Source organism: Amycolatopsis granulosa, assembly GCF_011758745.1.
GTDB classification, from domain to species: domain Bacteria; phylum Actinomycetota; class Actinomycetes; order Mycobacteriales; family Pseudonocardiaceae; genus Amycolatopsis_E; species Amycolatopsis_E granulosa.
Genome location: NZ_JAANOV010000001.1, coordinates 3,874,813 through 3,898,941 on the forward strand (window position 1 = coordinate 3,874,813; position 24,129 = coordinate 3,898,941).

Consider the following 24,129-nt stretch of genomic DNA (forward strand, 5'->3'; position numbering starts at 1 on the left):
TCAGGCTCCTCGCTCCGGCAGCGCCGCCAGCGGCGTCTCGCCGCCGATCGTCCGCTGGCCCTTGCGGACCAGCACCTCGCTGCCCGGCGGCAGGTAGATGTCGACGCGCGAGCCGAACCGGATCAGCCCGTAGGTGTCACCGGCCCGGACCTTCTCGCCGTCGGCGACCTGGCACAGGATCCGGCGGGCGACCAGTCCGGCGATCTGCACGACCACCAGCTCGTGCCCGTCCCCGGTGCGCAGCAGCAGCGAGTTGCGCTCGTTGTCGTCGCTGGCCTTGTCCAGGTCTGCGGACAGGAACTTGCCGGGCCGGTAGGCGACCCGCTCGACCACCCCGGTGGCCGGCACCCGCTGCACGTGCACGTCGAAGACCGACAGGAACACGCTCACCCGCATCCGCGGCTCGGCGGGCAGGCCCAGCTCCGGTGGCGGGGCGGCCTCCTCGATCAGGGAGACGATGCCGTCGGCCGCCGCCAGCACCAGCCCGTCCCGCTCCGGCGGCACGCGCTTCGGCTCGCGGAAGAAGGCCGCGACGGCCAGCGTCGCCAGCGCGCCCGCCGGGCCCAGCGGCTTCCACAGCCGTCGCAACAGCAGCGTGGCGGCCACCCCACCGGCGACGAACGGCCGCCCCGCGGGGTGCATCGGCGGCAGCGTCTCGCGGGCGAGTTGCAGCGCGTGGGTGATCGGGTTGCTCGCCTTGTCCGGCGAAGAGGTGCTCATCGAAGCGGGTCCCGGGTGATTCGTGTCCAAGGTGTGACCGGTCCGTGACGCCGGGTCAGGCGTGCTGGGTCACCGATCCGGGTATCCACGCTACCGGCAGGCCCGCGCGCCCCGTTGCGCGTCCCGTCAAACGGGCTCCGCGCCGCTGACCGGGAGTGACATCCGAGTGTGCGGACCGTAGTAGCAGCAGAGAGGAAGTGTCATGTCGGCCCCGCAGCGCATCCGCGCAGAGCGCCTTTCCGAGCTGTTGGCGGCGTGGCGCGACGACGTGAACAGTGTCCCGATACCCCGGCTGGTGCCGACCGAAACCGCGGTGGCCCTGATCCGGCGCGTGCGAGCCCTCGATGCTCCGTGCCGGGCCGCTGAACCCCCCGACGGCCCAGCGGCCCGGCACGGCAGGCTGGTGCCGTAAGCGCTGAATTTTAGCTTCGGTAAGCGAATTCGTAACCAGTCGTAGGACAACTGTTACAAAAAGTCACACCGTGGCACCAAGCGGCAGGAGCAGCACGTCGACCTCGCTGCCCTCCGGCGCCTCGACCACGTCCTCCGGCAGCTCGATCAGGCAGTTGGCTTGCGCGAACGCGGCGAGCAGGTGCGATCCCGGACCGCCACGCGGCCCGACCTCCCCGGTCACCTGGCCCTCGTGCTGCGAGTAGAACCCGCGGCGGAACTGACGGCGGCCGGCGGGCGAGCTCAGCGACTCGGTCAGCCGGGCCCGCACCCGGTGCCGGTCCACCTGGCGGTGGCCCAGCGCGGCGAGGATCGCCGGGCGCAGGAACACCTCGAACGACACCAGCACGCTCACCGGGTTGCCGGGCAGCGTCACCACCGGCACGCCCTGCCAGCGGCCGTTGCCCTGCGGGCCGCCCGGCTGCATCGCGACCTTCACGAACTCGACACCGGCGCCGGTCAGCGAGTCCTTCACGACCTCGTAGGCGCCCGCACTGACGCCGCCCGAGGTCACCACCAGGTCCGCCGCCGCCAGGCGCGGTTCGACGACCGCACGGAACTCGGCCACGTCATCGGCGACGCTGCGCACGATCTCCACCGCGCAGCCGAGCGCGCGGATGCCCGCGGCCAGCATTATGCTGTTCGACTCGTAGATCTGCCCGTGCCGCAGCTCCCGCGGCGGCGTCACCAGCTCCGAACCGGTCGACACCACCAGCACGCGCAGCGGCGCGTACACGGTCAGCCGGTCCAGGCCCACCGCCGCGGCCAGCCCGAGCTGCGCCGGTCCCAGCACCGTGCCGGCGTGCAGCGCGATCGAACCCGCCGCGACGTCCTCACCGGTGCGGCGCAGATGCGTGCCGACCGGGGCCGGCTCCCGGATCGACACCTTCTCGGTGCCGCCGTCGGTGTCCTCGACCTTGATCACGGCGTCCGCGCCCGGCGGCATCGGCGCGCCGGTCATGATCCGGTGCGCGGTGCCCGGCAGCAACGGCGGCACGTCCGTGCGCCCGGCCGGGATGTCCGCGGCGACCGGCAGCTCCACCGGCGTGCTCGCGGTCGCCGACGCGACGTCGACCGCCCGCACCGCGTAGCCGTCCATCGCCGAGTTGTCGAATGGCGGCAGCGAGACGCCCGCGGGCACGTCCGCGGCCAGTACCAGCCCGGCGCACCCGGCCAGCGGGAGCGAGGTGACCGGGGCGGTACCGAGCAGCTCGGTGACGGCCGCGCGGTAGGTGTCGACGGAAATCACGCGGACCATCCTCCCCCGCCCGGGCGGCCGTGCAACACTTCCCCCCGCTCGGTGATCCACGAGGAGGAGGCATGCAGGTCCACACCCGGCACACACCCGCGTTCGGCGTGGCCCGGGTGATCCTGGGCCCCGGTGAAGCCGTGCAGGCGCCCGGCGAGTCGATGGTCGCGAGCAGTTTCGGCCTCACCGAGGTGGCCGGCGGACGCAAGTCACCGTCGGTGTTCACCGCGCCGGCCGAGGGCGGCTGGCTCGACCTCGCGCCGTCGGTCGCCGGCGACGTCTACGCGCTGGAGTTCGACGGGCGCACGGGCTGGTGCGTCGCACGGCACGCGGTGTTCGCGCGGCCGGCGTCCGTGCGGGCCGGTGCGTGGCCCGGCCTGCGGGCGATGTTCGGCGCCGAGGGAACGTCCCAGGGCTTCCTGGAGCACTACAGCGGAACCGGCCCGCTCGTGCTCGCCTGCGCCGGTCCGGTGGACCAGTTCCACCTGGCCGCCGGTGAGCTGATCTCGGTGCACCCCCGGCACGTACTGGCCTATCCGGACACCGTGCAGTGCCGCCTGCGGGCGGTCGACCCTTCGGCGCAGCAGTCCATCCGGACGGGCGAAGGGCTGATGCTCGACTTCGCCGGACCGGGAACGCTTTTGGTGCAAGCGCGTAAATCTCGCTGAAACTTGTTGCTCCCGCGCGTTTCTCCGGTACCGTTACCTCCACTCGGGAGCCGGGCGGGCACGGCTTCCGGAGTTTTTCGCAAGGAGGAAGCCGTGGCTGTTGGCACGGTCAAGTGGTTCAATTCGGAAAAGGGCTACGGGTTCATCGCGTCCCCCGAGGGACCCGATGTGTTCGTGCATTACTCGGCCATCCAGTCGGACGGGTTCCGCACCCTCGACGAGGGTGATCAGGTCGAGTTCCAGATCGAAGCAGGCCGGGACGGCCGGACACAGGCAGCGGACGTCCGCAAGGTGTCGTAAGCGGTTGCGGCTAGGCTGCGCTGTGTGACAGGCGATGTGTCGGGGGACCTCACCGGTCGCCTGCTGGGCAACTACCGCATAGACGGAGTGCTCGGCAAAGGTGGCATGAGCGTCATGTACAAGGCCACCGACGTGCGGCTCGGTCGCAAGGTCGCCTTGAAGGTGATCGGCGAGCACCTGGGCGCCGACGCCGAGTTCCGCGAACGATTCGTGGACGAGGCGCGCAACACCTCCGCCGTGGACCACGCGAACGTCGTGCCGTTGTACGACTTCGGTGAGCTCGACGGAATGCTCTACATCGCCATGCGCCTGGTCGACGGCGCCGATCTGGCGAGTCTCGTCGCGGACGGGCCGATCGCGCCCGAACGTGCGCTGAAACTGCTCGACCAGGTCGCCGACGCACTCGACTGCCTGCACGAGCGCGGCCTGGTCCACCTCGACGTCAAACCGGCCAACGTGCTGGTCACCAGCCGGGAGGCGGCACGTGAGCACGTGTACGTCGCCGACTTCGGGCTGACCCGGCGCGGCGCGACCGGGCATCGCACCCGCGGTGGCGACTTCCTCGGGTCGCCGACCTACGCCGCGCCGGAACACCTGCGCGGGGAACCGCTGGACGGGCGCACCGACCAGTACGCGCTCGCGTGCGTGCTGTACGCGTGCCTGACCGGGCAGCCGCCGTTCAGCGGTGACGTGCCGGCGGTGATCAAGGGGCACCTGGCCGTCGAGCCGCCGGCCGTGTCGGAGGTGGTCGGCCTGCCCCCGGCGATCGACGAGGTCGTCCGCAGGGGCATGGCCAAGAACCCGGCCGACCGCTACGACAACTGCGTCGAACTGATCACCGCGGCACGCAAGGCGCTCGGCCCGGCCGCGAGTTCGGCCACCCCGCCCGGACCACCCCAGCCGCCGGCGCGGGAGCCCGGGACGCCGTCCGCCCCGGCTCCGGGGCCGGCCGGTCCGGTGGGACAGTTCGGGCAGCCCGGGATGCCCGGGCCCGGTGACCGGCCCGGCTCACCCTCGGTTCAGCCGGGGGAATTCGGTCCGGCCGCGCGGCCCGGCCCGCCGGGCCAGTTCGGCCACCCGCCACAGCACACCGGTCACCCGGGGTTCCCGGTGCAGCCGGCCCGGTACCACCCGGGCCCGCCACCCCGGACCGGCTGGGCGCCGCCGGCCACCGCCTGGCAGCCGCAGAACCAGTACCCCCCGCCGGGCTACCCGCCGTACGGTCCCTACGGCGGCCACCAGCCGCCGAAGACCGGCGGCCTGAAGTGGCTGTGGGCCGGCCTCGCCGGGCTCGTCGTCGTGGCGGCCGTCGTGGTGACGCTCGTTCTGGTGAATCGGGACGGTGGTTCCGCGCCCGCCCCGACCACCGCGCCGCAGATCCCGGTCGGGCCGACCGGCGGGTCGACCGGCCGATCCACCGGCGAGGGCCCGCCGCCCGCGACGATCTCCATCAAACCGGGCCCCTGACGTGCGGTTCTTGCACTCGCCACCGGAGAGTGCTAAACAGGCGTTGGCACTCGGCAGCGTCGAGTGCCAAGAAGCACCATGGTCGGGACGGTGAGGCCGGCTCGGAACACCGAGCAGGTCGTCCGTCGCGGGCACCGAGCCTGGCCGAGCTACGTGTCCTGCTGCCGACCCCGACGCGGGTCATGGCAGCGACCACTACCGGAGGACAACACCCCAATGGCCAAACTGATCGCGTTCGACGAGGACGCCCGCCGCGGGCTTGAGCGGGGTCTGAACACCCTCGCCGACGCCGTCAAGGTGACGCTTGGCCCCCGTGGCCGCAACGTCGTGCTCGAAAAGAAGTGGGGCGCGCCGACGATCACCAACGACGGTGTCTCCATCGCCAAGGAGATCGAGCTCGAGGACCCGTGGGAGAAGATCGGGGCCGAGCTCGTCAAGGAAGTCGCGAAGAAGACCGACGACGTAGCCGGTGACGGCACCACCACCGCCACCGTGCTGGCCCAGGCGCTCGTGCGCGAAGGTCTGCGCAACGTGGCCGCCGGTGCCGACCCGATCGCGCTGAAGCGCGGCATCGAGCAGGCGGTCGAGGCCGTCGTCGAGCAGCTGCACAAGGCTGCGAAGGAGGTCGAGACCAAGGAGCAGATCGCTGCCACCGCCTCGATCTCGGCCGCGGACCGCACCATCGGTGAGCTGATCGCCGAGGCGCTGGACAAGGTCGGCAAGGAAGGTGTCGTCACCGTCGAGGAGTCGAACACCTTCGGCCTCGAGCTCGAGCTCACCGAGGGTATGCGCTTCGACAAGGGCTACATCTCGGGTTACTTCGTCACCGACGCCGAGCGTCAGGAAGCCGTCCTGGAGGACCCGTACATCCTCCTGTTCGGCTCGAAGATCTCCAACGTCAAGGACCTGCTCCCGGTCCTGGAGAAGGTCATGCAGTCGGGCAAGCCGCTGCTGATCATCGCCGAGGACGTCGAGGGCGAGGCCCTGGCCACCCTGGTCGTCAACAAGATCCGCGGCACCTTCAAGTCCGTCGCCGTCAAGGCCCCGGGCTTCGGTGACCGCCGCAAGGCGATCCTGCAGGACATCGCGATCCTGACCGGCGGCCAGGTCATCTCCGAGGACGTGGGCCTCAAGCTGGAGAACGCGGACCTGAACCTGCTGGGCAAGGCCCGCAAGGCCGTCATCACCAAGGACGAGACGACCATCGTCGAGGGTGCCGGCGACGCGGACCAGATCCAGGGCCGGGTCAACCAGATCCGGGCCGAGATCGAGAAGTCGGACTCCGACTACGACCGCGAGAAGCTGCAGGAGCGGCTGGCCAAGCTGGCCGGCGGCGTGGCCGTCATCAAGGCCGGTGCCGCCACCGAGGTCGAGCTGAAGGAGCGCAAGCACCGCATCGAGGACGCCGTTCGCAACGCGAAGGCCGCCGTCGAGGAGGGCATCGTCGCCGGTGGTGGCGTGGCCCTGCTGCAGGCGTCCAAGGCTGCCTTCGAGGGCCTGCGCCTGTCGGGTGACGAGGCGACCGGTGCGAACATCGTCAAGGTCGCCGTCGAGGCTCCGCTCAAGCAGATCGCGGTCAACAGCGGTCTCGAGGGCGGCGTCGTCGCGGAGAAGGTCAAGGGCCTGCCCGAGGGCCACGGCCTCAACGCCGCGACCGGCGACTACGAGGACCTGGTCTCGGCCGGCGTCATCGACCCGGCGAAGGTGACCCGTTCGGCGCTGCAGAACGCGGCTTCGATCGCGGGCCTGTTCCTGACCACCGAGGCCGTCGTCGCCGACAAGCCGGAGAAGGCCGGCGCCGCTCCGGCCGGTGACCCGACCGGTGGCATGGGCGGCATGGACTTCTGATCCACCCAGTCCGGCGAGAGCCCGGGTGCGCACCGCGCATCCGGGCTCTTTGCTGTTCACTCCTGGGGCATCACGGCCCAGCAGATCGCGTAGATCAGGATGGGCGCGCCGAACCCGAGCAGGGTCGCGGCGGCGAGGACGATGCGGATGATCGATGCGTCGACGCCGAGCAGTTCGGCCCAGCCACCGGCCACGCCGGCGATCATCTTGTCGGTGGAGCTGCGGCGGAGTTTCTCGCCAGGCACTGAGTTCGTCATGTCTCCATCGTCGGCCGCGTGGCCGTTCGGGACATCGGGGACGAACCCGGAGCGCACCCGGAAACTCTGGGCCAGGGTGGTCAGGGGCCGATAAAGTCGGTGCCATGGCGGGATCTTTGCTCGGAACCGAGGTACGCCGGGTCGAGGACCCGGAGCTGGTGCGCGGCCGCGGCACCTTCGTCGGCAACCTGAAGTTCGAGGGCCTCTGTCACGTCGCCTTCGTGCGGTCACCGTTCGCGCACGCGCTCGTCAACGGCATCGACACCAGCGCGGCCGCCGCGGCGCCCGGGGTGATCGCGGTGCTCACCGCCGCGGATCTCGACCTGCCCGAGTTGCCGGTGTTCCTGGAGCTGAACCCGCAGGCGAAGCGGTACGCGCTGGCGTCCGGGCGGGTGCGGTTCGCCGGTGAGCCGGTGGCCGCGGTGGTGGCGGAGAGCGCGGTGGCCGCGGCGGACGCGCTCGAACTGGTCGACGTGGACTACGAACCACTGCCGGCCGCGGTGGATCCGGAGCAGGCGCTCGCGGACGACGCGCCCGTGCAGTTCCCCGAGCTCGGCACGAACATCGCGGCCGGCGAGCGCGACGCGGCCGGTGCCGAGGTGCTCGACGGCGCGGACGTGGTGGTGCGGGCGCGCATCGAGAACCAGCGGCTGGCGGTGGCTCCGATGGAGGGCAACGCGATCGTGGCGCTGCCCGGGAACGACGAGTTCGACCTGACGGTTTACGTGTCGACCCAGATGCCGCACGGGTTCCAGGGCGCGGCGGCCAAGCTGTTCGGGCTCGACCGCGAGCGGGTCCGGGTCGTGGCGCCGCACGTCGGCGGTGCGTTCGGCGGCAAGGTCGGCGTCATCGCCGAGCACGCCGTGGTGATCGAGGCGGCCCGGCGGCTGGGGCGGCCGGCGAAGTGGGTGGAGACGCGATCGGAGAACCTGCAGGCGTCGCCGCAGGGCCGGGCGCAGGTGCAGTACGCGGAGCTGGGACTGCGCCGCGACGGGACGATCGTCGGCCTGCGGTGCCGGGTGATCGGGGACGCCGGGGCCTACGCCGGGTTCGGCGGCGGGCTCGCGCTCGGGCCGACCCGGACGATGGCGCAGGGCGTGTACCGGATCCCGAAGATCAGCTTCGCGGCGATCGCGGCCCTGACGAACACCGCGCCGGTCGGCGCGTTCCGCGGTGCGGGCCGTCCGGAGGCGACCGCGATGCTGGAACGGTTGATGGACCTCGCCGCGGCCGAGCTGGGGATGGACCCGGCCGAGATCCGGCGCCGGAACTTCCTGCGGCCGGAGGAGTTCCCGTACACGACGTACAGCGGGGCGAGCTACGACAGCGGTGACTACGACTTGCCGTTGCGCACGGCGCTCGAGATCGCCGGCTACGAAGACCTGCGGGCCGAGCAGAAACGGCGGATCGAGGCCGGGGAAACGCGGTTGCTGGGGATCGGGGTGAGCGCGTACGTCGAGATCACCGGCGGCGGCAACGGCGAGTTCGCGTCGGTGGAGATCCGGCGGGACGGCACCGCCGCGATCAAGGTCGGCACGTCCGGGCACGGCCAGGGGCACGCCACGTCGTTCTCGATGCTGCTGGCTGATGCGCTGGAGATCCCGCTGGAATCGATCGAGTTCGTGCAGTCCGACACCGCCGAGGTGCCGCGTGGCGCCGGGACCGGCGGGTCGCGGTCGCTGCAGGTCGGCGGCAGTGCGGTGCGGCAGGCGGCGGATGCGGTGCTGTCACGCGCTCGTGAGCTGGCCGCGGCGCGGCTGGAGGCCGGGGTGGACGACATCGTGCTGACCGACGGCCGGCTGGGCGTCGCGGGCGTCCCACAGGCGACGATCGGGTGGGCGGAGCTGGCGGCCGCGGCTGCCGAGGAGGGCCGCCCGCTGCTGGAGACGACGGACTTCAAGCCGGGCGGGGCGACGTTCCCGTTCGGCGCGCACGTGTCGGTGGTGGAGGTGGACGTCGAGACGGGCTTCGTGAAACCGTTGCGGCACATAGCGGTGGACGACTGCGGTCGGGTGCTGAACCCGATGCTCGTGCGCGGGCAGCAGCACGGCGGGGCGGCGCAGGGGATCTCGCAGGCGTTGTGGGAGCAGGTGTCCTACGACGAGGACGGCAACCCGGTGACCGCCACCTTCGCCGACTACCACCTGCCGTCGGCCGCGGACGTCCCGCCGCTGGAGGTGAGCAACACCGAGACCCTGACCTCGCGAAACCCCTTGGGGGCCAAGGGGATCGGCGAGTCCGCGACAGTCGGCTCCACCCCGGCGGTGCAGAACGCGGTGGTCGACGCGCTGACCCACCTCGGTGTGCGGCACATCGACATGCCGGCCACGCCGCAGCGGGTGTGGCGCGCGGTGCGGGGCCGGGGTCCCGACCCGTGGCGTGAGCCACCCGCCGTGTTCGACACCCTGCCGGTCCGGGCGGCGGGCGATTCCCCCGACGCCGATGAGGCAGTCGCGTAGCGGGAACGCCGGTGCTGCGCCGCGCCGGAAGGCTGCACCGTGGCCTGCCGGCGGGCTTGGGCTCCCGCTGTCCTGCCGTGGCGTCGCGCCGGCGCCGCCGCGCCGGAAGGCTCGTCGTCGCTCAGCCGGCGACGCGGTGCAGGCGGTCTAGCCAGGCGGCCGTCGTGGCGTCGTCCGCGCGAGCTCCCGCCGCGAGATCCGGCTCGGGCGCCGTCCGCAGCACCGGCAGAAAGCCGTCCACAGGGGACAGACTGTCGCTGCTCGTGTCCGCGGTGAGCAGCGAGATCGTACCGAGCCCGCACGCGAAGTCGAGTTCGGGAAGCGCCCCGGCGAGCGCCAGCCCGGCGGCCAGCCCGACGCTGGTTTCGACGGCGGAGGAGACCACGCACGGAATTCCGGCGGCCTCGGCGACCTCCAGCGCCCGCCGGACCCCGCCCAGCGGGGCCACCTTGATCACCGCCACGTCGGCCGCCTTCGCGACTGCCACCCGGAGCGGATCCTCGGCCCGCCGGATGGATTCGTCGGCGGCGATGCGGACGTCGGTCTTGCGCCGCACCGCGGCGAGTTCGTCGATGTCCGGGCACGGTTGCTCGACGTACTCCAGCCCGCCCGCAGCGCGGTCGAGTTCCCGGATCGCCGTCACGGCCGCGCCGACGTCCCACGCGGCATTGGCATCGACCCGGATCGCGCCGTCCGGACCCAGTGCGTCCCGCACGGCGGCCACGCGCTCGCAATCCTCCACAATGGACGTCCGCGGGTCGGCGACCTTGACCTTGGCCGTCCGGCATCCCGACTTGGCAACCATCTCGTACGCCCGTTCCGGATCGACCACTGGCACGGTGGTGTTCACCTCGACCCGGTCGCGTACGGGCTCCGGCCACCCCCGGCGGCTCGCTTCCAGTGCGGCGGCGAGCCACGGCGCGCTCTCTCGATCGTCGTAGTCGGCGAACGGGCAGAACTCGCCCCAGCCCGCCGGGCCGCGCAGGAGCACCCCTTCGCGCACGGTCACGCCCCGGAACCGGTTCCGGAGCGGGATCGCGTACACCAGGGGCTCAGGCATGCGCCCATCCTCGCACGCGACCACCCTGCTCGCGCCGTTCGTGAACGGCGTGGCCCCGAGCTGGTTGCGGCTAGCGTGCGAAGGGTGCACACGTGGAGGAAACGCACGAAGGCCGTGCTGCTGGCCGAACCCGAGCCAGGCGTTCGGCGCCGAGACCGGTGACATGCGCGAGTTCGACCTCGTCTTCGAGACCTCCGGAGTCCCGCGGGCCCCGGCGCGCGGGCCTGGTTCGGCTGCGTCCCGGTGGCACCGCCGTGCCCGTCGGCCGTGGCCGCGCTCGAGCGGGACGAGGTCCGTCCGGGCAAGGTGCTGCGGGCGCGCTTCCCACTGGGCGAGGCCGCGTAGGCGTTCGCCTCGGTGCGGCCCGTCGCCGGGAAGTCCTGATCAGCTTCGACTGATGCCTGGATCCGGGGACTTCGCCGCGTCCGCCTCGATGGACCACGCGGTCCGCAGCAGCTCGGGCACGTAGTCGCGCTCGACCAGTCCGGGCCCGAGCCGGTCGGGGTGCACCGACGCGGTCACCGCGGCGACCACCCGATCGCGACGGTGCCGTACCGGCGCGGCGATCGCCCGCAGGCCGCCGTCGCGGTCGCGGTCCACCATCGCCCAGCCGCGCTCGCGGACCTGCCCGATCTCGGCGGAGAGCGCAGCCGGTCCGGGGAGTGCTGCGAGCTGCCGGTCGAGCTCGTCGCCGGGCAGTGCGGCGAGCAGCACGTGCCCGGCCGACGACAGGTGCGCGGGCCGGCGCGCGCCGACCGTCAAGGTCGGCGGCGCGTGCCGGTGCCCCGGCACGACCGTCAGGTACACCACATCCCCGCGGTCGAGCACCGACAGCGACGCCGTCTCGTTCAGCTCGTGCGCCAGGTCGTGCAGGTGCGGATGCGCGATTTCGGGCAGAGCGAGCCCCGACAGGTACGCATACCCCAGGTCCAGCGTCCGCGGCGTGAGCCGGAACGTCTCTCCGTCGTGGCGCACGTATCCCAGGTCCGCCAGCGTGCGCAGCAAGCGGCGCGCGGTGCCGCGCTCCAGGCCCGTCCGGTGCGCCACGGCCGCCGTGGTCAGGGCCGGCCGGTCCGGCCCGAAACACTGCAGGACCGCGAACGCACTCCCGACGTCCTGCCCGGAATAGGGCCCGTGGCCAGGGCCTTCGTCAACCGGCGTACTCGTCATCGGATCCTCCGGCCGCATGTTTCGCCTCCGCCGCGAGGCGGGTAGTTCACCGGTGGATCCCCTGAACGGAAGGAGTGCAATCGTGGCGAACACACTCTCCGGTAAGCGAGTGGCCTTCGTCGTCGCGCCCGAGGGCACCGAGCAGGTCGAACTGACCGAGCCCTGGAAGGCGGTCCAGGACGCGGGCGGCCGACCGGAGCTGGTGTCCACTTCGCCGGGCAGCATCCAGGCGTTCAACCACCTCGACAAGGGCGACACCTTCCCGGTGGACCAGGTCGTCACCGACGTCTCGCCGGACGACTTCGACGCACTGGTCCTGCCGGGCGGCGTGGCGAACCCGGACTTCCTCCGGACCGTGCCGGACGCGGTCCGCTTCGTTCGCGAGTTCTTCGCGCAGCAGAAGCCGGTCGCCGCGATCTGCCACGCTCCGTGGACGCTCATCGAAGCCGATGTGGTCCGTGGCCGCCGGCTCACCTCCTGGCCGAGCTTGCAGACCGACCTGCGCAACGCCGGCGCGGAGTGGGTGGACGAGGAGGTCGTCACCGACTCCGGCCTGGTCACCAGCCGCAAGCCGGACGACCTGCAGGCCTTCTGCCGCAAGCTCGTGGAGGAGTTCGCGGAGGGCAAGCACCGCGCGCAGGCGCGGAGTGCCTGACCGGTTTTTCCGGACGCCCGGTCGACTTGTCAGGACGGCAGGTCGATCGGGCGGTTCGTGACCCCCAGCCGGGCCGCGAGCTCGATGGCGTCCCCCGGTGCCTTCACCTTGATGTCGTTGTCGAAGTAGACGTAGACGTCCCGCATTCGCCCGCCGCCGGCGCGCCGCCACCGCCGGAGTTTGCCGGCCCAGCGGTCCAGTGCCTCGCCGGTGTAGCCGCTCGCGTAGAGCTCCTCGTCACCGTGCAGCCGGACATAGACGAAATCCGCGGTCACCTCCTCGAAACTCGGCCAGGTGCCAGCCGAATCAGCCGCCACCAAGGCGATGTTGTTGTCCTGCAAGAGCTTCCGGCACTCGTCCGAGTGGAAGCTCGGGTGCCTGGGCTCGAGCGCGTAGCGCAGCCGCCGGTTCTTCCCGGCTTCGGTATGGGCCTCTCCTTTCAGTTTGCTGTCGTGCCTCGTCGCCAGTTCCGCCGCGGCCCGGCTGTCGCGGGGCAGGCTCTGGAAGAACTTCTCGAAGCGGCCGGGCTCGAACGCGAAGTTCGCCGGTAGCTGCCAGAGGATCGGCCCGAGCTTGCCGCCCAGCGCCAGCACCCCCGAGGCGAAGAAGTTCGCCAGTGCGGTCTCCGTGTCGGTCAGCCGTTTCATGTGGGTGATGAAGCGACCGCCCTTCACGGCGAAGACGAAGTCGTCGGGCGTCTGCTCCGCCCAGGCCCGGTACCGCTCCGGCCGTTGGAGCGAGTAGAACGAGCCGTTGATCTCCACGGAGTTCACCTGCCGCGAGATGTATTCCAGCTCGCGGCGCTGCGCCAGGCCCTTCGGGTAGAACGTGCCCCGCCACGGCGGGTACCGCCACCCCGAGGTGCCCACCCGGATCTCGGCGATGGTGACCTCCTCTTCCGTCCGTCAGTCCCAGGCGAACCGCCAGTGCCTCCGGTGCACCAGTCCGTCGGCGTACTCCCGCAGGGTGCCCGGCTGCCCGGAGAAGCTGCGCACGCTGAACGCGCGGTGTTCGGCGGCGAGGACGAGCGCGCGGCCCTGACCGCGGGGCGGTGCCGCGACCGAGAGCTCCAGCTCGTCGAACCCGAGCACGACCAGTACCGCCCCGAAGCGGTCCTCCCAGCTGCGCAGGACCGCCGACACGGCGGCCACCTCGTCCGTCGACTTGATCATCCCGGTCCAGCCGAGGGCGGCCGGGACGTCCGCCGGCCGTTCGACCGGCACGAGCCCCAGGCGGTAGGGCGCACGCCGGGCGAGGATCGAGCCGGTGTTCCCGGCCTCGGCGAACGGATCCACCCGCAGCTGCGATTTCCTGGCCAGGCCGGGGAAGCGGGCACCGTACGGGCGCAGGCAGCCGGTGCCGTTCGGGCAGCAGAACGGATCCCACCACCGGGCCAGCGTCGCGCTCACGTCGACGTCGCCGACCCGGTGCACGGCCGGCGCGAGCCGGCCGCGGTCGGTGAGCCAGTCCTCGCCACCCGCGGCGAAGCGCGGGTCGTGCGGGATCAGCACGGGCCACAGCGCCGAGCGGTCGAACTCGGCGATGCAGGCCCGGTAGCGGCCGGGGTCGGCCAGCGGGCCGTCGGACACCCACATCGGGCCGACCCAGCGGCCGGGCGGCAGACCGGTGCCGGTCAGGGCCCCGGAGACGAGGCTTTCCTCGGGTGTGGCGGCGGTGGTCACGAGACCTCCTCGGGATGGACTACGTCGATGAGGTCGAACAGTAGTTCGAAGGTACGACAGTTTCCGGTCCCGGGAATCAGTTCCCGCCACTTCACCCGATCGGTCGAACGAGTGTTCGAGAATCGTGGTAGCTTCGGTCATGAGCGGGCCGTGTCCCGCCGTTGAACTGGGGTTTCGCCCGCACCCGCGTGAGTACTGGACCGCACGTGCAGGGCGAGGGCGAGCAGCCAGGTCCCCGTCAGCGCCAGCGAGAGCGGCAGCAGCACGAACAGGCGCTGCCCGGCCACCACCATCCCGCCCGAAGCCAGGAGGCACAGGACCAATGACACTCCGCGCAGCCGCGGCCACCGGTACCCGGCGATCACCGGAGCCGCCGGAAGCACCAGGCCGGCCAGCCCGATCAGGGCCTTCGGCGAACCAGCGGACAACCAGAGCACCAGCCACACCGCGCTGGGCACCGCGGCCAGGACGAAGCCGGCCCACGACCACGCCCGGCACAGCCGGCTCAGGCCTTCGGGTTCGGTGTGACGGGCACGAGACCCCGACATCCCCGACATCCCCGACGGACCCGACAGCGCTGACAGCACCGTCGCCGTGGCCGCCACCACGAACGCCACGACGACGAAGACCACGCCCGCCCACACCACGGGCACCGAGTTCCACGGTGCGGCGGAGATTATGCCTGTCCGTCGCGGCCCTGAACCGTGCGCTGCCGCTGGGGAGCCGGGCCGGGGTCCGTGCCGGCGCGGCGGCCCGGAACCGTCTCGCCGCCGTGCTACAGGTAGGCGTCCGCGTCGTGGATCGTGTACGCGTAGCCCTGTTCGGCGAGGAACCGCTGCCGGTGCGCGGCGTATTCGGTGTCCAGGGTGTCGCGCGAGACCACCGAGTAGAAGTGCGCCTGCCTGCCGTCGGCCTTCGGCCGCAGCAGCCGGCCCAGGCGCTGGGCCTCCTCCTGCCGCGAGCCGAAGGTGCCCGACACCTGGATGGCGACCGTCGCCTCCGGCAGGTCGATCGAGAAGTTCGCGACCTTCGACACCACGAGCTTGCCGATCTCGCCGCGGCGGAACGCGTCGAACAGCGCCTCGCGCTCCTTGTTCCGCGTCGAACCCTGGATCACCGGTGCGTCCAGTTCGGCGCCCAGTTCCTCCAGCTGGTCCAGGTAGGCGCCGATCACGAGGGTCTGTTCGCCCGCGTGTTTGTCCAGAATGGACTTCACAACCGGCATCTTGGTCCGCGCGGTGGCGGCGAGCTTGTACTTGTCCTCGGGTTCGGCCGTCGCGTACAGCAGGCGCTCGTTGTCGGTGAGCGTCACGCGCACCTCGATGCACTCGGCGGGCGCGATCCAGCCCTGCGCCTCGATGTCCCGCCACGGCGCGTCGTACCGCTTCGGGCCGATGAGCGAGAACACGTCGCCTTCGCGGCCGTCCTCGCGCACCAGTGTCGCGGTCAGGCCGAGACGGCGACGGGACTGCAGATCCGCGGTCATGCGGAAGACCGGCGCGGGCAACAGGTGCACCTCGTCGTAGACGATCAGGCCCCAGTCCCGCGAGTCGAACAGCTCCAGGTGCTTGTACTCGCCCTTGGACTTGCGGGTGATCACCTGGTAGGTGGCGATGGTGACCGGCCGGATCTCCTTCTTCTCACCGGAGTACTCGCCGATCTCGTCCTCGGTCAGGGACGTGCGCGCCACCAGCTCGCGCTTCCACTGGCGGCCGGCGACGGTGTTGGTCACCAGGATGAGGGTGGTCGCCTGTGCCCTGGCCATGGCGGCGGCGCCGACGAGGGTCTTGCCCGCCCCGCAGGGCAGCACGACCACGCCGGAACCGCCGGCCCAGAACGCCTCGGCGGCCTGCCGCTGGTAGTCGCGCAGCCCCCAGCCCGTCTCGGCCAGGTGCATCGGGTGCGCCTCGCCGTCGACGTAGCCGGCCAGGTCTTCGGCCGGCCAGCCCACCTTGAGCAGCGCCTGCTTGAGCCGGCCCCGCTCCGACGGGTGCACCGTCACCGTGTCGTCGTCGATGCGATTGCCCAGCATCGGGCTGATCTTCTTGTTGCGCAGCACCTCTTCGAGCACGGCCCGGTCGGTCGTGGTCATCACCAGGCCGTGCGCGGGGTTGTTGGCGATCTGCAGCCGGCCGAACCGCGCCATCGTGTCGACGATGTCGATCAGCAGCGGCTGTGGCACCGGGAAGCGCGAGTAGGTGGTCAGGGCGTCCACCACCTGCTCGGCGTCGTGGCCGGCCGCGCGGGCGTTCCACAACGCGAGCGGGGTGATGCGGTAGGTGTGTACGTGCTCGGGGGCCCGTTCCAGTTCGGCGAACGGGGCGATCGCGATCCGGGCGTCGTCGGCCATGCGGTGGTCGACCTCGAGCAGCACGGTCTTGTCGGATTGGACGATCAACGGGCCATCGGTCACGTATTCCTTTATACGGTGTTGCCGGAGGTCAGGCCGTGCTGGTCGGAGGCCGGGGCGCCGAACCAGCGGGTCAGGGCGGCGTCGAGAGGGCCGCCGTCCGGCGTCCAGCACCGCGCCCCGTCCGGCCGGATCAGCAGGGCGGCCTCGGTCAGGTGGTGGTCCGGTTTGGCCTGGACCCGGTCGACGCGGCCGGACCAGCCCGGCGGTAGTGGGTGGTCGCCGGTGAGGTCGAGCAGGAGACCGCGTCCGGTCCTCAGCAGCGCCGACAGGCGGGTGGCACCGTCGGCGGTGAGCAGGTCGGCGTCGGGTACCCGGTCCGGACTGTCCAAACCGGACATCATGCCGGCCAGGTAGTGGTTGGTGTCGGGCAGGCGCAGGAGGTCGACGAAGATGTCGCGCAGCGCGAGGACGTCTTCGCTCGGCTTCGGCGCGGCGAGCACGCGCTGGGCCGAGGTGTGGTGCAGCACGCGGGCGGCCGCGGGATGCCGTTCGTCCTGATAGGTGTCCAGCAGATCGTCCGAGGCCCAGCCGTGCACGGCGGCCGCCAGCTTCCAGCCGAGGTTGACGGCGTCCTGCACGCCGAGGTTCAGTCCCTGGCCGCCGAGCGGTGGGTGGATGTGGGCCGCGTCTCCCGCGAACAGGATCCGGCCGTGCCGGTACTGCTCGAGTTGCCGGGTCGCATCGCTCCACCGGGATGCGGTGAGGATGCCTGCCAGCCGGGTGTCCTCGCCGTAGACCGCGGTGAGGGCGTCGACGACCTCGCTCTCCTGGACCGGACCGGTGCCTGGCGACTGGTCTTCGCGGCCGAACGTCAGCCGGTAGCGGTCGCCGCCGACCGGATGGAGCATCGACCAGTAGCCGTTCGCGTGCCGGGTCAGCTCGCTGATGTGTCCCGCCCGCTCGGGTACCAGTGCGGACACCGCGGCCAGCCGGATCTCGGCCAGTACGGCCTGGAAGGTGCCGGGCCGGCCGGGGAAGGGCAGGCCGAGCAGCTTGCGGACGGTGCTGTGCGCGCCGTCGCAGGCGACCAGGTACCGGGCACGCAGGTTCCGGTCGGCGGTGGTGACGGTGACGCCGTCGCCGTCCTGCTGGACGCCGGTGACCCGTCGTCCGCGTCGCAGGTCGGCACCGCGGCGCAGGGCGGCGTGCTCCAGGACCTCCTCCACGAGGTCTTGCCGGACCGACAGTGGATAGGGGTGGCGGGTCGGCCAGGACGAGTAGTCGAGCGGCACCGGCAGCGTCGCGAAGTGGCCGCCGACCGGCGCGCGCTCGTGGGCCTTCGCCCGCAGGGCGTCGAGCAGGCCGCGCTGCTCGAACAGCTCGGCGGTGCGGGGCTGGATGGTGCCGCCCTTGGTCTGCTCGACGCGTTCGGTCAGCGGTTCGAAGACCACTGTCCGCACGCCGGCGAGAGCGAGTTCGTGGGCGAGGGTCAGGCCGGCCGGGCCCGCTCCCGCGATGACGACATCGGTGTCCACATGTCCTCCCAGGTTAAAAGTATACTCAGTGCAGAATACGACCGAGTGAAAGGAGTTTGCTACCGTGCCCCTGTGACGGAGCCCACCGGACTGCGTGAACGCAAGAAGCAGCGCACCCGCGCGGCGATCTCGAACGCGGCGATCGAGCTGTTCCTGGCCCACGGGTTCGACCAGGTGTCCGTCGCACAGGTGGCGGAGGCGGCCGAGGTCTCCCGGCGCACGTTGTTCGCCTACTTCCCGACGAAGGAATCGCTGGTCGTCCACCGCTTCGCCGACCACGAGACGGAAAGCGCGCGGGTGGTGCGCGCCCGCCCGGACGGCCGGAGCCCCCTGGAAGCACTCCGGGAGCACTTCCTCGACGGGCTCGGCCGGCGCGACCCCATCACGGGTCTGAACGATGAGCCCGGCGTCCGCGCGTTGTACGAGCTGATCTTCGCGACGCCGGCGTTGGTGGCCCGCATGCTCGAGTTCAACCAAACCGCCGAGGCGGCGCTGACCGAAGCCCTGACGGAGACCGCCGGGGTGGAGGTGGGCGAGGCGCGCGTGGCCGCGGCCGCGATCGTCGCGGTGCTGTGGGCGCTCGCGCGGCAGAACCTCGCGGCCGTCGTGGCCGGGCGGCCCGCGGACGAGGTGTTCCCCGAGGCCGAGGCGGCCGCCGAGGAGGCATTTCGGCTGCTGGACGGCGGCTTCGGCAGCCTCGGCCGCGGTAGTGGCGTGGCGAACGCCACAGGGAAGGAACGTCACGGGTAGTGCCGGGCGTCTTGCGGAGCGGAAGAGTTCGATGCGCGGGTGGAACCTCCGCACCGGGGCCAATACGATCGCCCGACGGACCGCGCGACGAGTAGCGCGGGCGGGGCGCATGTGTCCGGGGTCGCTACCCTCTCCGGGGTTGGCGATCCAGCCGGTGCCGATCCGAACCCGGCAAGACGGCTAGAGAAGGAAGTCAGGTGGCCCGGCGGCACAAGCGTCCCGAGAGCGGTGAGGCGCTGGACCGGCGGCCGGACACCCGCACAGGCAGCCGGTGGCGGCTGCGGAACTGGCGGCTGCGCACCAAGCTGATCGTCGTCCTGCTCATCCCGTTGCTGACGGTGCTGGCGCTGACCGCCCTGCACGCGCGCGGGAACCTGCAGCACGCCGAGCAACTGGCGGAACTCGCCGCCCACAGCCGTGTCGACGCGGGCGTCAACGCCGTGGTGAACGAGCTGCAACGCGAGCGGGACCTGACGGTGCGCTACGTCGCCGGGCAGCGCCGGAACGGGCTCGGCGAGCTGCGGGACCAGCGCGGCCGGGTGGATCAGGCCGCGGGCGCGTTCGCCCGGGAACTGTCGGCGCAACGTTCCCGCTTGTCCCCGACCAGCGCCGAGGACCTCACCGAGGCCCAGTCACGGCTGGAGGCACTGCCCGGGCTGCGATATTCCGGGGAGTTCACGAATTCGCCCGCCGATTCGATCCTGACCTCCTACAGCGACCTCATCTCCGGCGTGCTCGGCCTGTCCGACCAGGCGGTCGCGGAGATCGCGGACCCGGAGGTCACGCGGCTGCGGCTGGCGGCCAACGCGCTGGCCCGGGTCAAGGACCAGATGTCGGTCAAGCGCGCCGTCCTCGGGCAGGCCTTCGCCGAGGGCACCGTCTCCCCGGACCGGCTGCGGAAGCTCCTCGGTGCCGACGCCCAGCTCGTCGCCGCGCAGAACGACTACCGCACGTTCGCCACCACGGCCGAGCAGCGGTCCTACGCGCAGACCGTGTCCGGCCCCGCCGTGCAGACCGCGACCACGTTGTTCGAACTCGCCGTGACCAGGGCCGAGAACGGGCAGAACCTGACGGGGCTCGACTCCCGCCAGTGGGAGCAGGCGATCACCGGCTCGATCGACCTCGCCTACCAGTTCCAGCAGACGTTGCAGGTGCAGACCCAGCAGCGGTGCGACGCGCTGGCCGCGGACGCCCGCCGCTCCGCGATCGTCAACGCCGCGGTGGTGTTCGGTGCTCTGCTGCTGTGCGGCGTTCTCGCCGTGGTCATCGGCCGCTCGCTGCTGCGACCGCTGCGGATCCTGCGCAACACCGCGTTCGACGTCGCTGAGCACCGCCTGCCCGCCGCCGTGGACGAGATCCTCGCCGATCCGCACCCAGACTTCATGGCCGCGCACCGCGGTGTGGCGCCCGTGCCGGTGTTCACCCGCGAGGAGGTCGGGCAGGTCGCGCGCGCGTTCGACGCGGTGCACGGACAGGCGGTGCGGCTGGCCGGTGAACAGGCGCTCCTGCGGGAGAACATCAACGCGATGTTCGTCAACCTCTCCAAACGCACCCAGGACCTGGTCGAACGCCAGCTGTCGGTGCTGGATCGGATGGAGGCCGACGAGCAGGACCCGGAAACCCTGGGTGGTCTGTTCGAACTCGACCACCTGGCGACGCGGATGCGGCGCAACAGCGAGAACCTGCTCGTGTTGTCCGGGCACGACTTCGGCGACGCGCAGGCCGAACCGGTCGCCGCCGAGGAGATCATCGGAGCGGCGTTGTCGGAGGTCGAGCACTACCAGCGGATCGAGCTCACCGCGACGCCGGAGATCGCGATCCGCGGCGAGGCGTGCAACGACCTGGTGCACGTCGTCTCCGAACTGCTCGAGAACGCGACGCTGTATTCGCCGCCGGACAAGACGGTGACCGTGGTCAGCTCACTCGCCGAGGACGGCGCGTGGCACGTGCACATCACCGATCAGGGCGCCGGGATGCCCCAGCCGGAGATCGATCGCGCGAACAAGCGGCTGGCCGACCCGCCCGACGTGGATGTCGAGGTGTCGCGGCGGATGGGCCTGTTCGTGGTGGCCACGCTGGCCAAGCGTCACGACATCCAGGTGCGGTTGCGGCCGGCGGACGGGGCCGGCCTGGTGGCCACGGTCGTCGTCCCGGCTGCGCTGGTGATCGAGCACGTTCCGCCGGTCCCGGAGCCGCTGCCCGCCCCGGCCACGCCGGAACCGCCGCCGGCGCCGGTCGCGCTGCCGTCACTCGCGCCGATCGCCCTGCCGGAGCCGGTTCCGGAACCCGCGCCGCTGCCCGCTGTGGAACCGGAGCTGGACGACACGGTCGCGATCCCGGTGGTGCGGGACGAGCAGCAGCGCGTGACCGCCGAGCGGAACGTCGACTGGCCGACCGCCGACAAGGACGTTTTCCCGCCCGAGGAAGAGGAACCGACCGAGCGGATGCCGGCCTACCAGGCGGTGTTGTCCCGGTGGTTCACGACCGGTGAGCACTGGCCGGTCAGCCGCCCGGACCCGGCGAACCAGGGGGAACGGCCCGAGTGGCCGGCGGAGCCGGAATGGCCGTCGTCGGACGGGGACGCGGCCGTGGACGGCAACCCGCCGAACTTCCCGCAGCAGCTGCGGCGCCGGCCGGATTCGTTCGACCCGCCTACGCTTTCACTCGATCCGGACGAGGTGCGGCATCGGATGTCGCGGCTGCAGAACGGCTTCGCCCGCGCCCGCGACGCACGGGCGACGGAGGGCTGAGGGGACCCGGTCCGGCCGGCCGTTGCCGGGCGTCGATCGCGCGGGCCAGCCGGGACAACGCGTAGTTGATCGCGAAGTACAGCAGGGCGATCACCAGGTAGGTCTGGATCAGCAGCCGGTTGTACCCGGCGAGCACCTTGCCGCTTTCCAGCAGCTCGGCGTAGCTGACCACGATGCCGAGCGAGGTGTCCTTCACGACGCCCGCGGCCTGGCTGATCAGCGCGGGCACCACTCGGCGGATGGCCTGGGGGAAGATCACGTACCGCATCGCCTGGTGGGGCCGCATCCCGAGCGCGGCGGCGGCATCGCCCTGGCCGGCCTCCAGCGAGCGGAAGCCGCTGCGGAAGATCTCGGCGAACTGCGCCGAGCGGGACACGGCGATCGGCAGGACGAGCTTCCACAGCAGCGGAAGGTCCATGCCGTAGCGGGGCAGCGCGAACATCGCGAAGTAGATCAGCAGTAGCAGCGGAACGACCCGGATGGCCTCGACGTACACCCGCGCCGGTGCGCGGACCGCGAGGTGCCGGGACACCCGGGCGAAGGCGAGCGCGAGCCCGGCGAGCATGGCCAGCGCGACGCCCAGCACGGCCGCGAGAGCCGTTCCGCCGAGGCCGCCGAGCAGGTAACGCCACATCGGCCAGGAGGCGTAGGGCGCCCAGCGCGCGGCCGCGAGCTCCCCGTTGATCGCGAACTGCCGCACGGCCAGCGCGACCAGCACCAGCCCGGCGAGGACGGCGACCACGGTGGCGATGCGGATCCGCCGCCGGGCCCGCGGTCCGGGGCTGTCGAAGAGCGCGGGTGTCATGACGGGCCTGCCTGGGTGAGCACGAGCGACCGGGCCCGGGGGTGCGGGCGGGACCCGTTCTGATGGGCACGCGGTGACCGGCCGCCGGGCAAGCGGTTGCCGACGGGGTGCCGGGCCGCGGAGTGACGACCCGCGGGCGGTGGTGGTAGCGCTTCCCGGCCGGCCGGGGTCATCGGGGGATCGCCAGCTTCCGTTCCGCCAGCGCGGTTCCCGCGGAGATCATCAGCGCCAGCACGGCGTAACAGACACCCGCCCCGACGTAGACCGGCAGCGGTTCCGCCAGGACGAGGTTGATCCGGTTCGCCGCCTCGGTCAGTTCGACCACCCCGACCGCGGCGGCGAGGGCGGTGTTCATCAGCAGCTGGATGGTGACGTTGCCGAGCGGCTGGACGATCGCGCGCAGCGCCTGCGGCAGGACCACCGCCGACAGTGACTGTCCGAAACCGAGCCCGAGCGCGCGGGCCGCCTCCGTCTGGCCCGCTCCGACCGCGTTCACGCCCGCCCGCAGCGTTTCGGCGTAATACGAAGCCATGTAGAGCGCCGTCGCGGCGGCCGCCGTGGTGAACAGGCCGAAACTGATTCCCACCGCCGGTAGCCCGAAAACGAACAGCACCAGCCACACCGCGAGCGGAATGTTCTGGAACAGCTCCACATAAGCGGTACCGAACGCGCGCAGCGGGCGGACCGGGCAGATGCGGAACGCGGTGATCACCACCGCGACCGTCACCGCACCGGCGAAGCTGAACACGGTCAGCAGGACCGTGTTCAGCGCACCCTCGGCGAACGTCCCGAGGTGATCGCCCCACCCGTTCACGATCCGGGAACGGAACCCGTCTTGGGCGGGGCGGGCACGTCACCGGGGATGACCGTCCCGAGGGTTTGCCGGTACGCCTCCTGCCACAGCCCGGCCGCCTGGATCTTCGTCAGCCAGGCGTTGACGAACTGCTTGAACGTGTCGTCGCCGTGGTGGATGCCGATGCCGTACGGGTCCTGCCCGAACGTGCCGGTGTTGATCTGCACCTTGTCGTTGGTCTGCGCGTTGCCGGCCAGCTGCGTCAGGTCGTTGACGTACACGTCGCCGCGGCCCTGCTCCAGCGCGGTCACGCACTCGGCGTTGGTGCCGAGCGTGATCATTTCGGCGGGCTGGTACTGCTGGGCCAGCGCCATCCCGGTCGAGTTCGTCACCGCGAGCACCCGCTTGCCCTTCAGGTCCTGCGGTTTGGTGACGGCCGAGTCGCCCTTCCGCGCCATGATCGCCGGCCCGGACATGAAGTACGGTCCGGCGAAGGACACCTTCTCGGCTCGTGCCGGGGTGATCGAGTAGGTGTGCAGGACCACGTCGACGGTGTTGTTCTGCAGCAACGCCTCGCGGATCTGCGACGTCGAATTGACGATCTTCACGTTCGGCCTGCCCAGGATGTACTTCGCGAGCAGCCGGCCGAGGATCGCGTCGAAGCCCTCGGTCTGACCGGTGGTCGGGTTCTGCTGGGACAGCAGCGGCGTGTCCAGCTGGCTGCCGATGAGGATCTGCCCGCGTTGTTTGATCGCCTGCGCGGTCGGGCTGGTCGCGAGATCGGCGTCGGACGCGACTGGGGCCCGGTCGAGCAGGTTCTGCTCCTGACCGCCGCCTCCCGCGGGCGGTACCGCACCGCCGCTGGAGCTGCAGGCGGTGGCCGCGCTCAGCGCTACCGCGGTGAGCAGGGCGGCGAGGCGCCGTCGTCGTGCTGGTGCCGTCATGGTGTGCGAGGTCCCTCCTGGATGTGGAGCCGGTCGCCGCTATCTACTCTTAGTAATGCAACTACCACTCGATCGGGTGGAAGTAGTTCACGACCTACGGCGCAGGATTGTGCAGGTCCAACGGTTGCGTCAAGTCCTCGTGAGGTGAACTCGGCCCTGGGCGGGACATTCACCCGGGCGGTGTCACAACGCTGTCCCGCTTTCCGGACGGCGA

General features: G+C 71.5%; 21 protein-coding genes. 8 read left to right on the top strand and 13 right to left on the bottom strand.

Translation table 11 applies throughout. The annotated features are described in order from the left end of the window. Entirely contained in the window at positions 1–720 is a 720-nt protein-coding gene (locus FHX45_RS19015; RefSeq protein ID WP_167103670.1) for a phosphatidylserine decarboxylase, read from the bottom strand. Positions 721–1,195: 475 nt separating this feature from the next. Further along, on the bottom strand, positions 1,196–2,428 hold the full coding sequence (gene moeA, locus FHX45_RS19020; RefSeq protein ID WP_167103680.1) for a molybdopterin molybdotransferase MoeA: 1,233 nt from the start codon (positions 2,426–2,428) through the stop codon (positions 1,196–1,198). 62 nt (positions 2,429–2,490) lie between these two features. On the opposite strand from moeA, the gene FHX45_RS19025 reads away from it, so the two are divergent. The 4 genes from FHX45_RS19025 (at position 2,491) to groL (ending at position 6,702) form a co-directional block, all read left to right on the top strand. Further along, positions 2,491–3,087: an AIM24 family protein gene (locus tag FHX45_RS19025; RefSeq protein ID WP_167103682.1), complete on the top strand. Its 597-nt coding sequence runs from the start codon at positions 2,491–2,493 to the stop codon at positions 3,085–3,087. Between the two features lie 93 nt (positions 3,088–3,180). Next, entirely contained in the window at positions 3,181–3,387 is a 207-nt protein-coding gene (locus FHX45_RS19030; RefSeq protein WP_017985292.1) for a cold-shock protein, read from the top strand. Between the two features lie 24 nt (positions 3,388–3,411). After that, positions 3,412–4,854, top strand: a complete 1,443-nt coding sequence (locus tag FHX45_RS19035; protein WP_341771525.1) for a serine/threonine-protein kinase — start codon at positions 3,412–3,414, stop codon at positions 4,852–4,854. Between the two features lie 216 nt (positions 4,855–5,070). After that, positions 5,071–6,702 (top strand): chaperonin GroEL, encoded by a 1,632-nt coding sequence (gene groL / locus FHX45_RS19040; protein ID WP_167103684.1) that lies wholly within the window; start codon positions 5,071–5,073, stop codon positions 6,700–6,702. A gap of 56 nt (positions 6,703–6,758) precedes the next feature. Here groL and FHX45_RS19045 read toward each other — a convergent pair whose 3' ends face one another. Further along, positions 6,759–6,959: a PspC domain-containing protein gene (locus FHX45_RS19045; protein WP_167103687.1), complete on the bottom strand. Its 201-nt coding sequence runs from the start codon at positions 6,957–6,959 to the stop codon at positions 6,759–6,761. 104 nt (positions 6,960–7,063) lie between these two features. Between FHX45_RS19045 and FHX45_RS19050 the strand changes: the two genes are divergently transcribed. Continuing rightward, positions 7,064–9,418: a xanthine dehydrogenase family protein molybdopterin-binding subunit gene (locus FHX45_RS19050; protein WP_167103690.1), complete on the top strand. Its 2,355-nt coding sequence runs from the start codon at positions 7,064–7,066 to the stop codon at positions 9,416–9,418. Positions 9,419–9,539: 121 nt separating this feature from the next. Here the strand turns inward: FHX45_RS19050 and FHX45_RS19055 are convergent, their stop codons facing one another. Then, positions 9,540–10,478, bottom strand: a complete 939-nt coding sequence (locus tag FHX45_RS19055) for an o-succinylbenzoate synthase (protein WP_167103692.1) — start codon at positions 10,476–10,478, stop codon at positions 9,540–9,542. 384 nt (positions 10,479–10,862) lie between these two features. Beyond that, a complete protein-coding gene (locus tag FHX45_RS19065) occupies positions 10,863–11,648 on the bottom strand; it encodes an IclR family transcriptional regulator domain-containing protein (protein WP_167103695.1) in 786 nt (261 codons plus the stop codon). Between the two features lie 82 nt (positions 11,649–11,730). Between FHX45_RS19065 and FHX45_RS19070 the strand changes: the two genes are divergently transcribed. Then, positions 11,731–12,303 carry a type 1 glutamine amidotransferase domain-containing protein gene (locus tag FHX45_RS19070; protein ID WP_341771526.1) on the top strand — a complete coding sequence of 191 codons (573 nt, stop codon included), beginning with the start codon at positions 11,731–11,733 and terminating at the stop codon, positions 12,301–12,303. A 29-nt stretch (positions 12,304–12,332) separates the two neighbouring features. Here FHX45_RS19070 and FHX45_RS19075 read toward each other — a convergent pair whose 3' ends face one another. From FHX45_RS19075 to FHX45_RS19095, 5 genes are all read right to left on the bottom strand, one after another. After that, positions 12,333–13,172 carry a DUF72 domain-containing protein gene (locus FHX45_RS19075; protein WP_167103698.1) on the bottom strand — a complete coding sequence of 280 codons (840 nt, stop codon included), beginning with the start codon at positions 13,170–13,172 and terminating at the stop codon, positions 12,333–12,335. 36 nt (positions 13,173–13,208) lie between these two features. Further along, positions 13,209–13,985 (bottom strand): DUF4253 domain-containing protein, encoded by a 777-nt coding sequence (locus tag FHX45_RS19080; RefSeq protein WP_167103701.1) that lies wholly within the window; start codon positions 13,983–13,985, stop codon positions 13,209–13,211. Between the two features lie 137 nt (positions 13,986–14,122). Next, positions 14,123–14,638 (bottom strand): hypothetical protein, encoded by a 516-nt coding sequence (locus tag FHX45_RS19085; RefSeq protein ID WP_341771527.1) that lies wholly within the window; start codon positions 14,636–14,638, stop codon positions 14,123–14,125. Positions 14,639–14,760: 122 nt separating this feature from the next. Beyond that, positions 14,761–16,398: a DNA repair helicase XPB gene (locus FHX45_RS19090; protein ID WP_167103704.1), complete on the bottom strand. Its 1,638-nt coding sequence runs from the start codon at positions 16,396–16,398 to the stop codon at positions 14,761–14,763. A gap of 8 nt (positions 16,399–16,406) precedes the next feature. Further along, positions 16,407–17,873, bottom strand: coding sequence for an FAD-dependent monooxygenase (locus tag FHX45_RS19095; protein ID WP_167103707.1), 1,467 nt, complete (start codon positions 17,871–17,873; stop codon positions 16,407–16,409). A 72-nt stretch (positions 17,874–17,945) separates the two neighbouring features. On the opposite strand from FHX45_RS19095, the gene FHX45_RS19100 reads away from it, so the two are divergent. Further along, on the top strand, positions 17,946–18,623 hold the full coding sequence (locus FHX45_RS19100; RefSeq protein WP_341771528.1) for a TetR family transcriptional regulator: 678 nt from the start codon (positions 17,946–17,948) through the stop codon (positions 18,621–18,623). Between the two features lie 197 nt (positions 18,624–18,820). Next, positions 18,821–21,373 (top strand): nitrate- and nitrite sensing domain-containing protein, encoded by a 2,553-nt coding sequence (locus tag FHX45_RS19105; RefSeq protein WP_167103713.1) that lies wholly within the window; start codon positions 18,821–18,823, stop codon positions 21,371–21,373. On the opposite strand, the gene FHX45_RS19110 is transcribed toward FHX45_RS19105, so the two are convergent. From FHX45_RS19110 to FHX45_RS19120, 3 genes are all read right to left on the bottom strand, one after another. After that, on the bottom strand, positions 21,276–22,178 hold the full coding sequence (locus FHX45_RS19110; protein WP_167103716.1) for an amino acid ABC transporter permease: 903 nt from the start codon (positions 22,176–22,178) through the stop codon (positions 21,276–21,278). The genes FHX45_RS19105 and FHX45_RS19110 overlap by 98 nt on opposite strands. Before the next feature lie 169 nt (positions 22,179–22,347). Then, a complete protein-coding gene (locus FHX45_RS19115) occupies positions 22,348–22,992 on the bottom strand; it encodes an ABC transporter permease subunit (RefSeq protein ID WP_167103719.1) in 645 nt (214 codons plus the stop codon). After that, entirely contained in the window at positions 22,989–23,915 is a 927-nt protein-coding gene (locus FHX45_RS19120) for a glutamate ABC transporter substrate-binding protein (RefSeq protein WP_167103721.1), read from the bottom strand. Before FHX45_RS19120 ends, FHX45_RS19115 begins: the two co-directional genes overlap by 4 nt. Positions 23,916–24,129 lie beyond the last annotated feature (214 nt).

Coding starts and splice junctions, on each gene's coding strand:
- FHX45_RS19110 (WP_167103716.1), bottom strand. CDS start 22,178: ATGACACCCGCGCTCTTCGACAGCCCCGGACCGCGGGCCCGGCGGCGG.
- FHX45_RS19120 (WP_167103721.1), bottom strand. CDS start 23,915: ATGACGGCACCAGCACGACGACGGCGCCTCGCCGCCCTGCTCACCGCG.
- FHX45_RS19050 (WP_167103690.1), top strand. CDS start 7,064: ATGGCGGGATCTTTGCTCGGAACCGAGGTACGCCGGGTCGAGGACCCG.
- moeA (WP_167103680.1), bottom strand. CDS start 2,428: ATGGTCCGCGTGATTTCCGTCGACACCTACCGCGCGGCCGTCACCGAG.
- FHX45_RS19055 (WP_167103692.1), bottom strand. CDS start 10,478: ATGCCTGAGCCCCTGGTGTACGCGATCCCGCTCCGGAACCGGTTCCGG.
- FHX45_RS19045 (WP_167103687.1), bottom strand. CDS start 6,959: ATGACGAACTCAGTGCCTGGCGAGAAACTCCGCCGCAGCTCCACCGAC.
- groL (WP_167103684.1), top strand. CDS start 5,071: ATGGCCAAACTGATCGCGTTCGACGAGGACGCCCGCCGCGGGCTTGAG.
- FHX45_RS19065 (WP_167103695.1), bottom strand. CDS start 11,648: ATGACGAGTACGCCGGTTGACGAAGGCCCTGGCCACGGGCCCTATTCC.
- FHX45_RS19025 (WP_167103682.1), top strand. CDS start 2,491: ATGCAGGTCCACACCCGGCACACACCCGCGTTCGGCGTGGCCCGGGTG.
- FHX45_RS19015 (WP_167103670.1), bottom strand. CDS start 720: ATGAGCACCTCTTCGCCGGACAAGGCGAGCAACCCGATCACCCACGCG.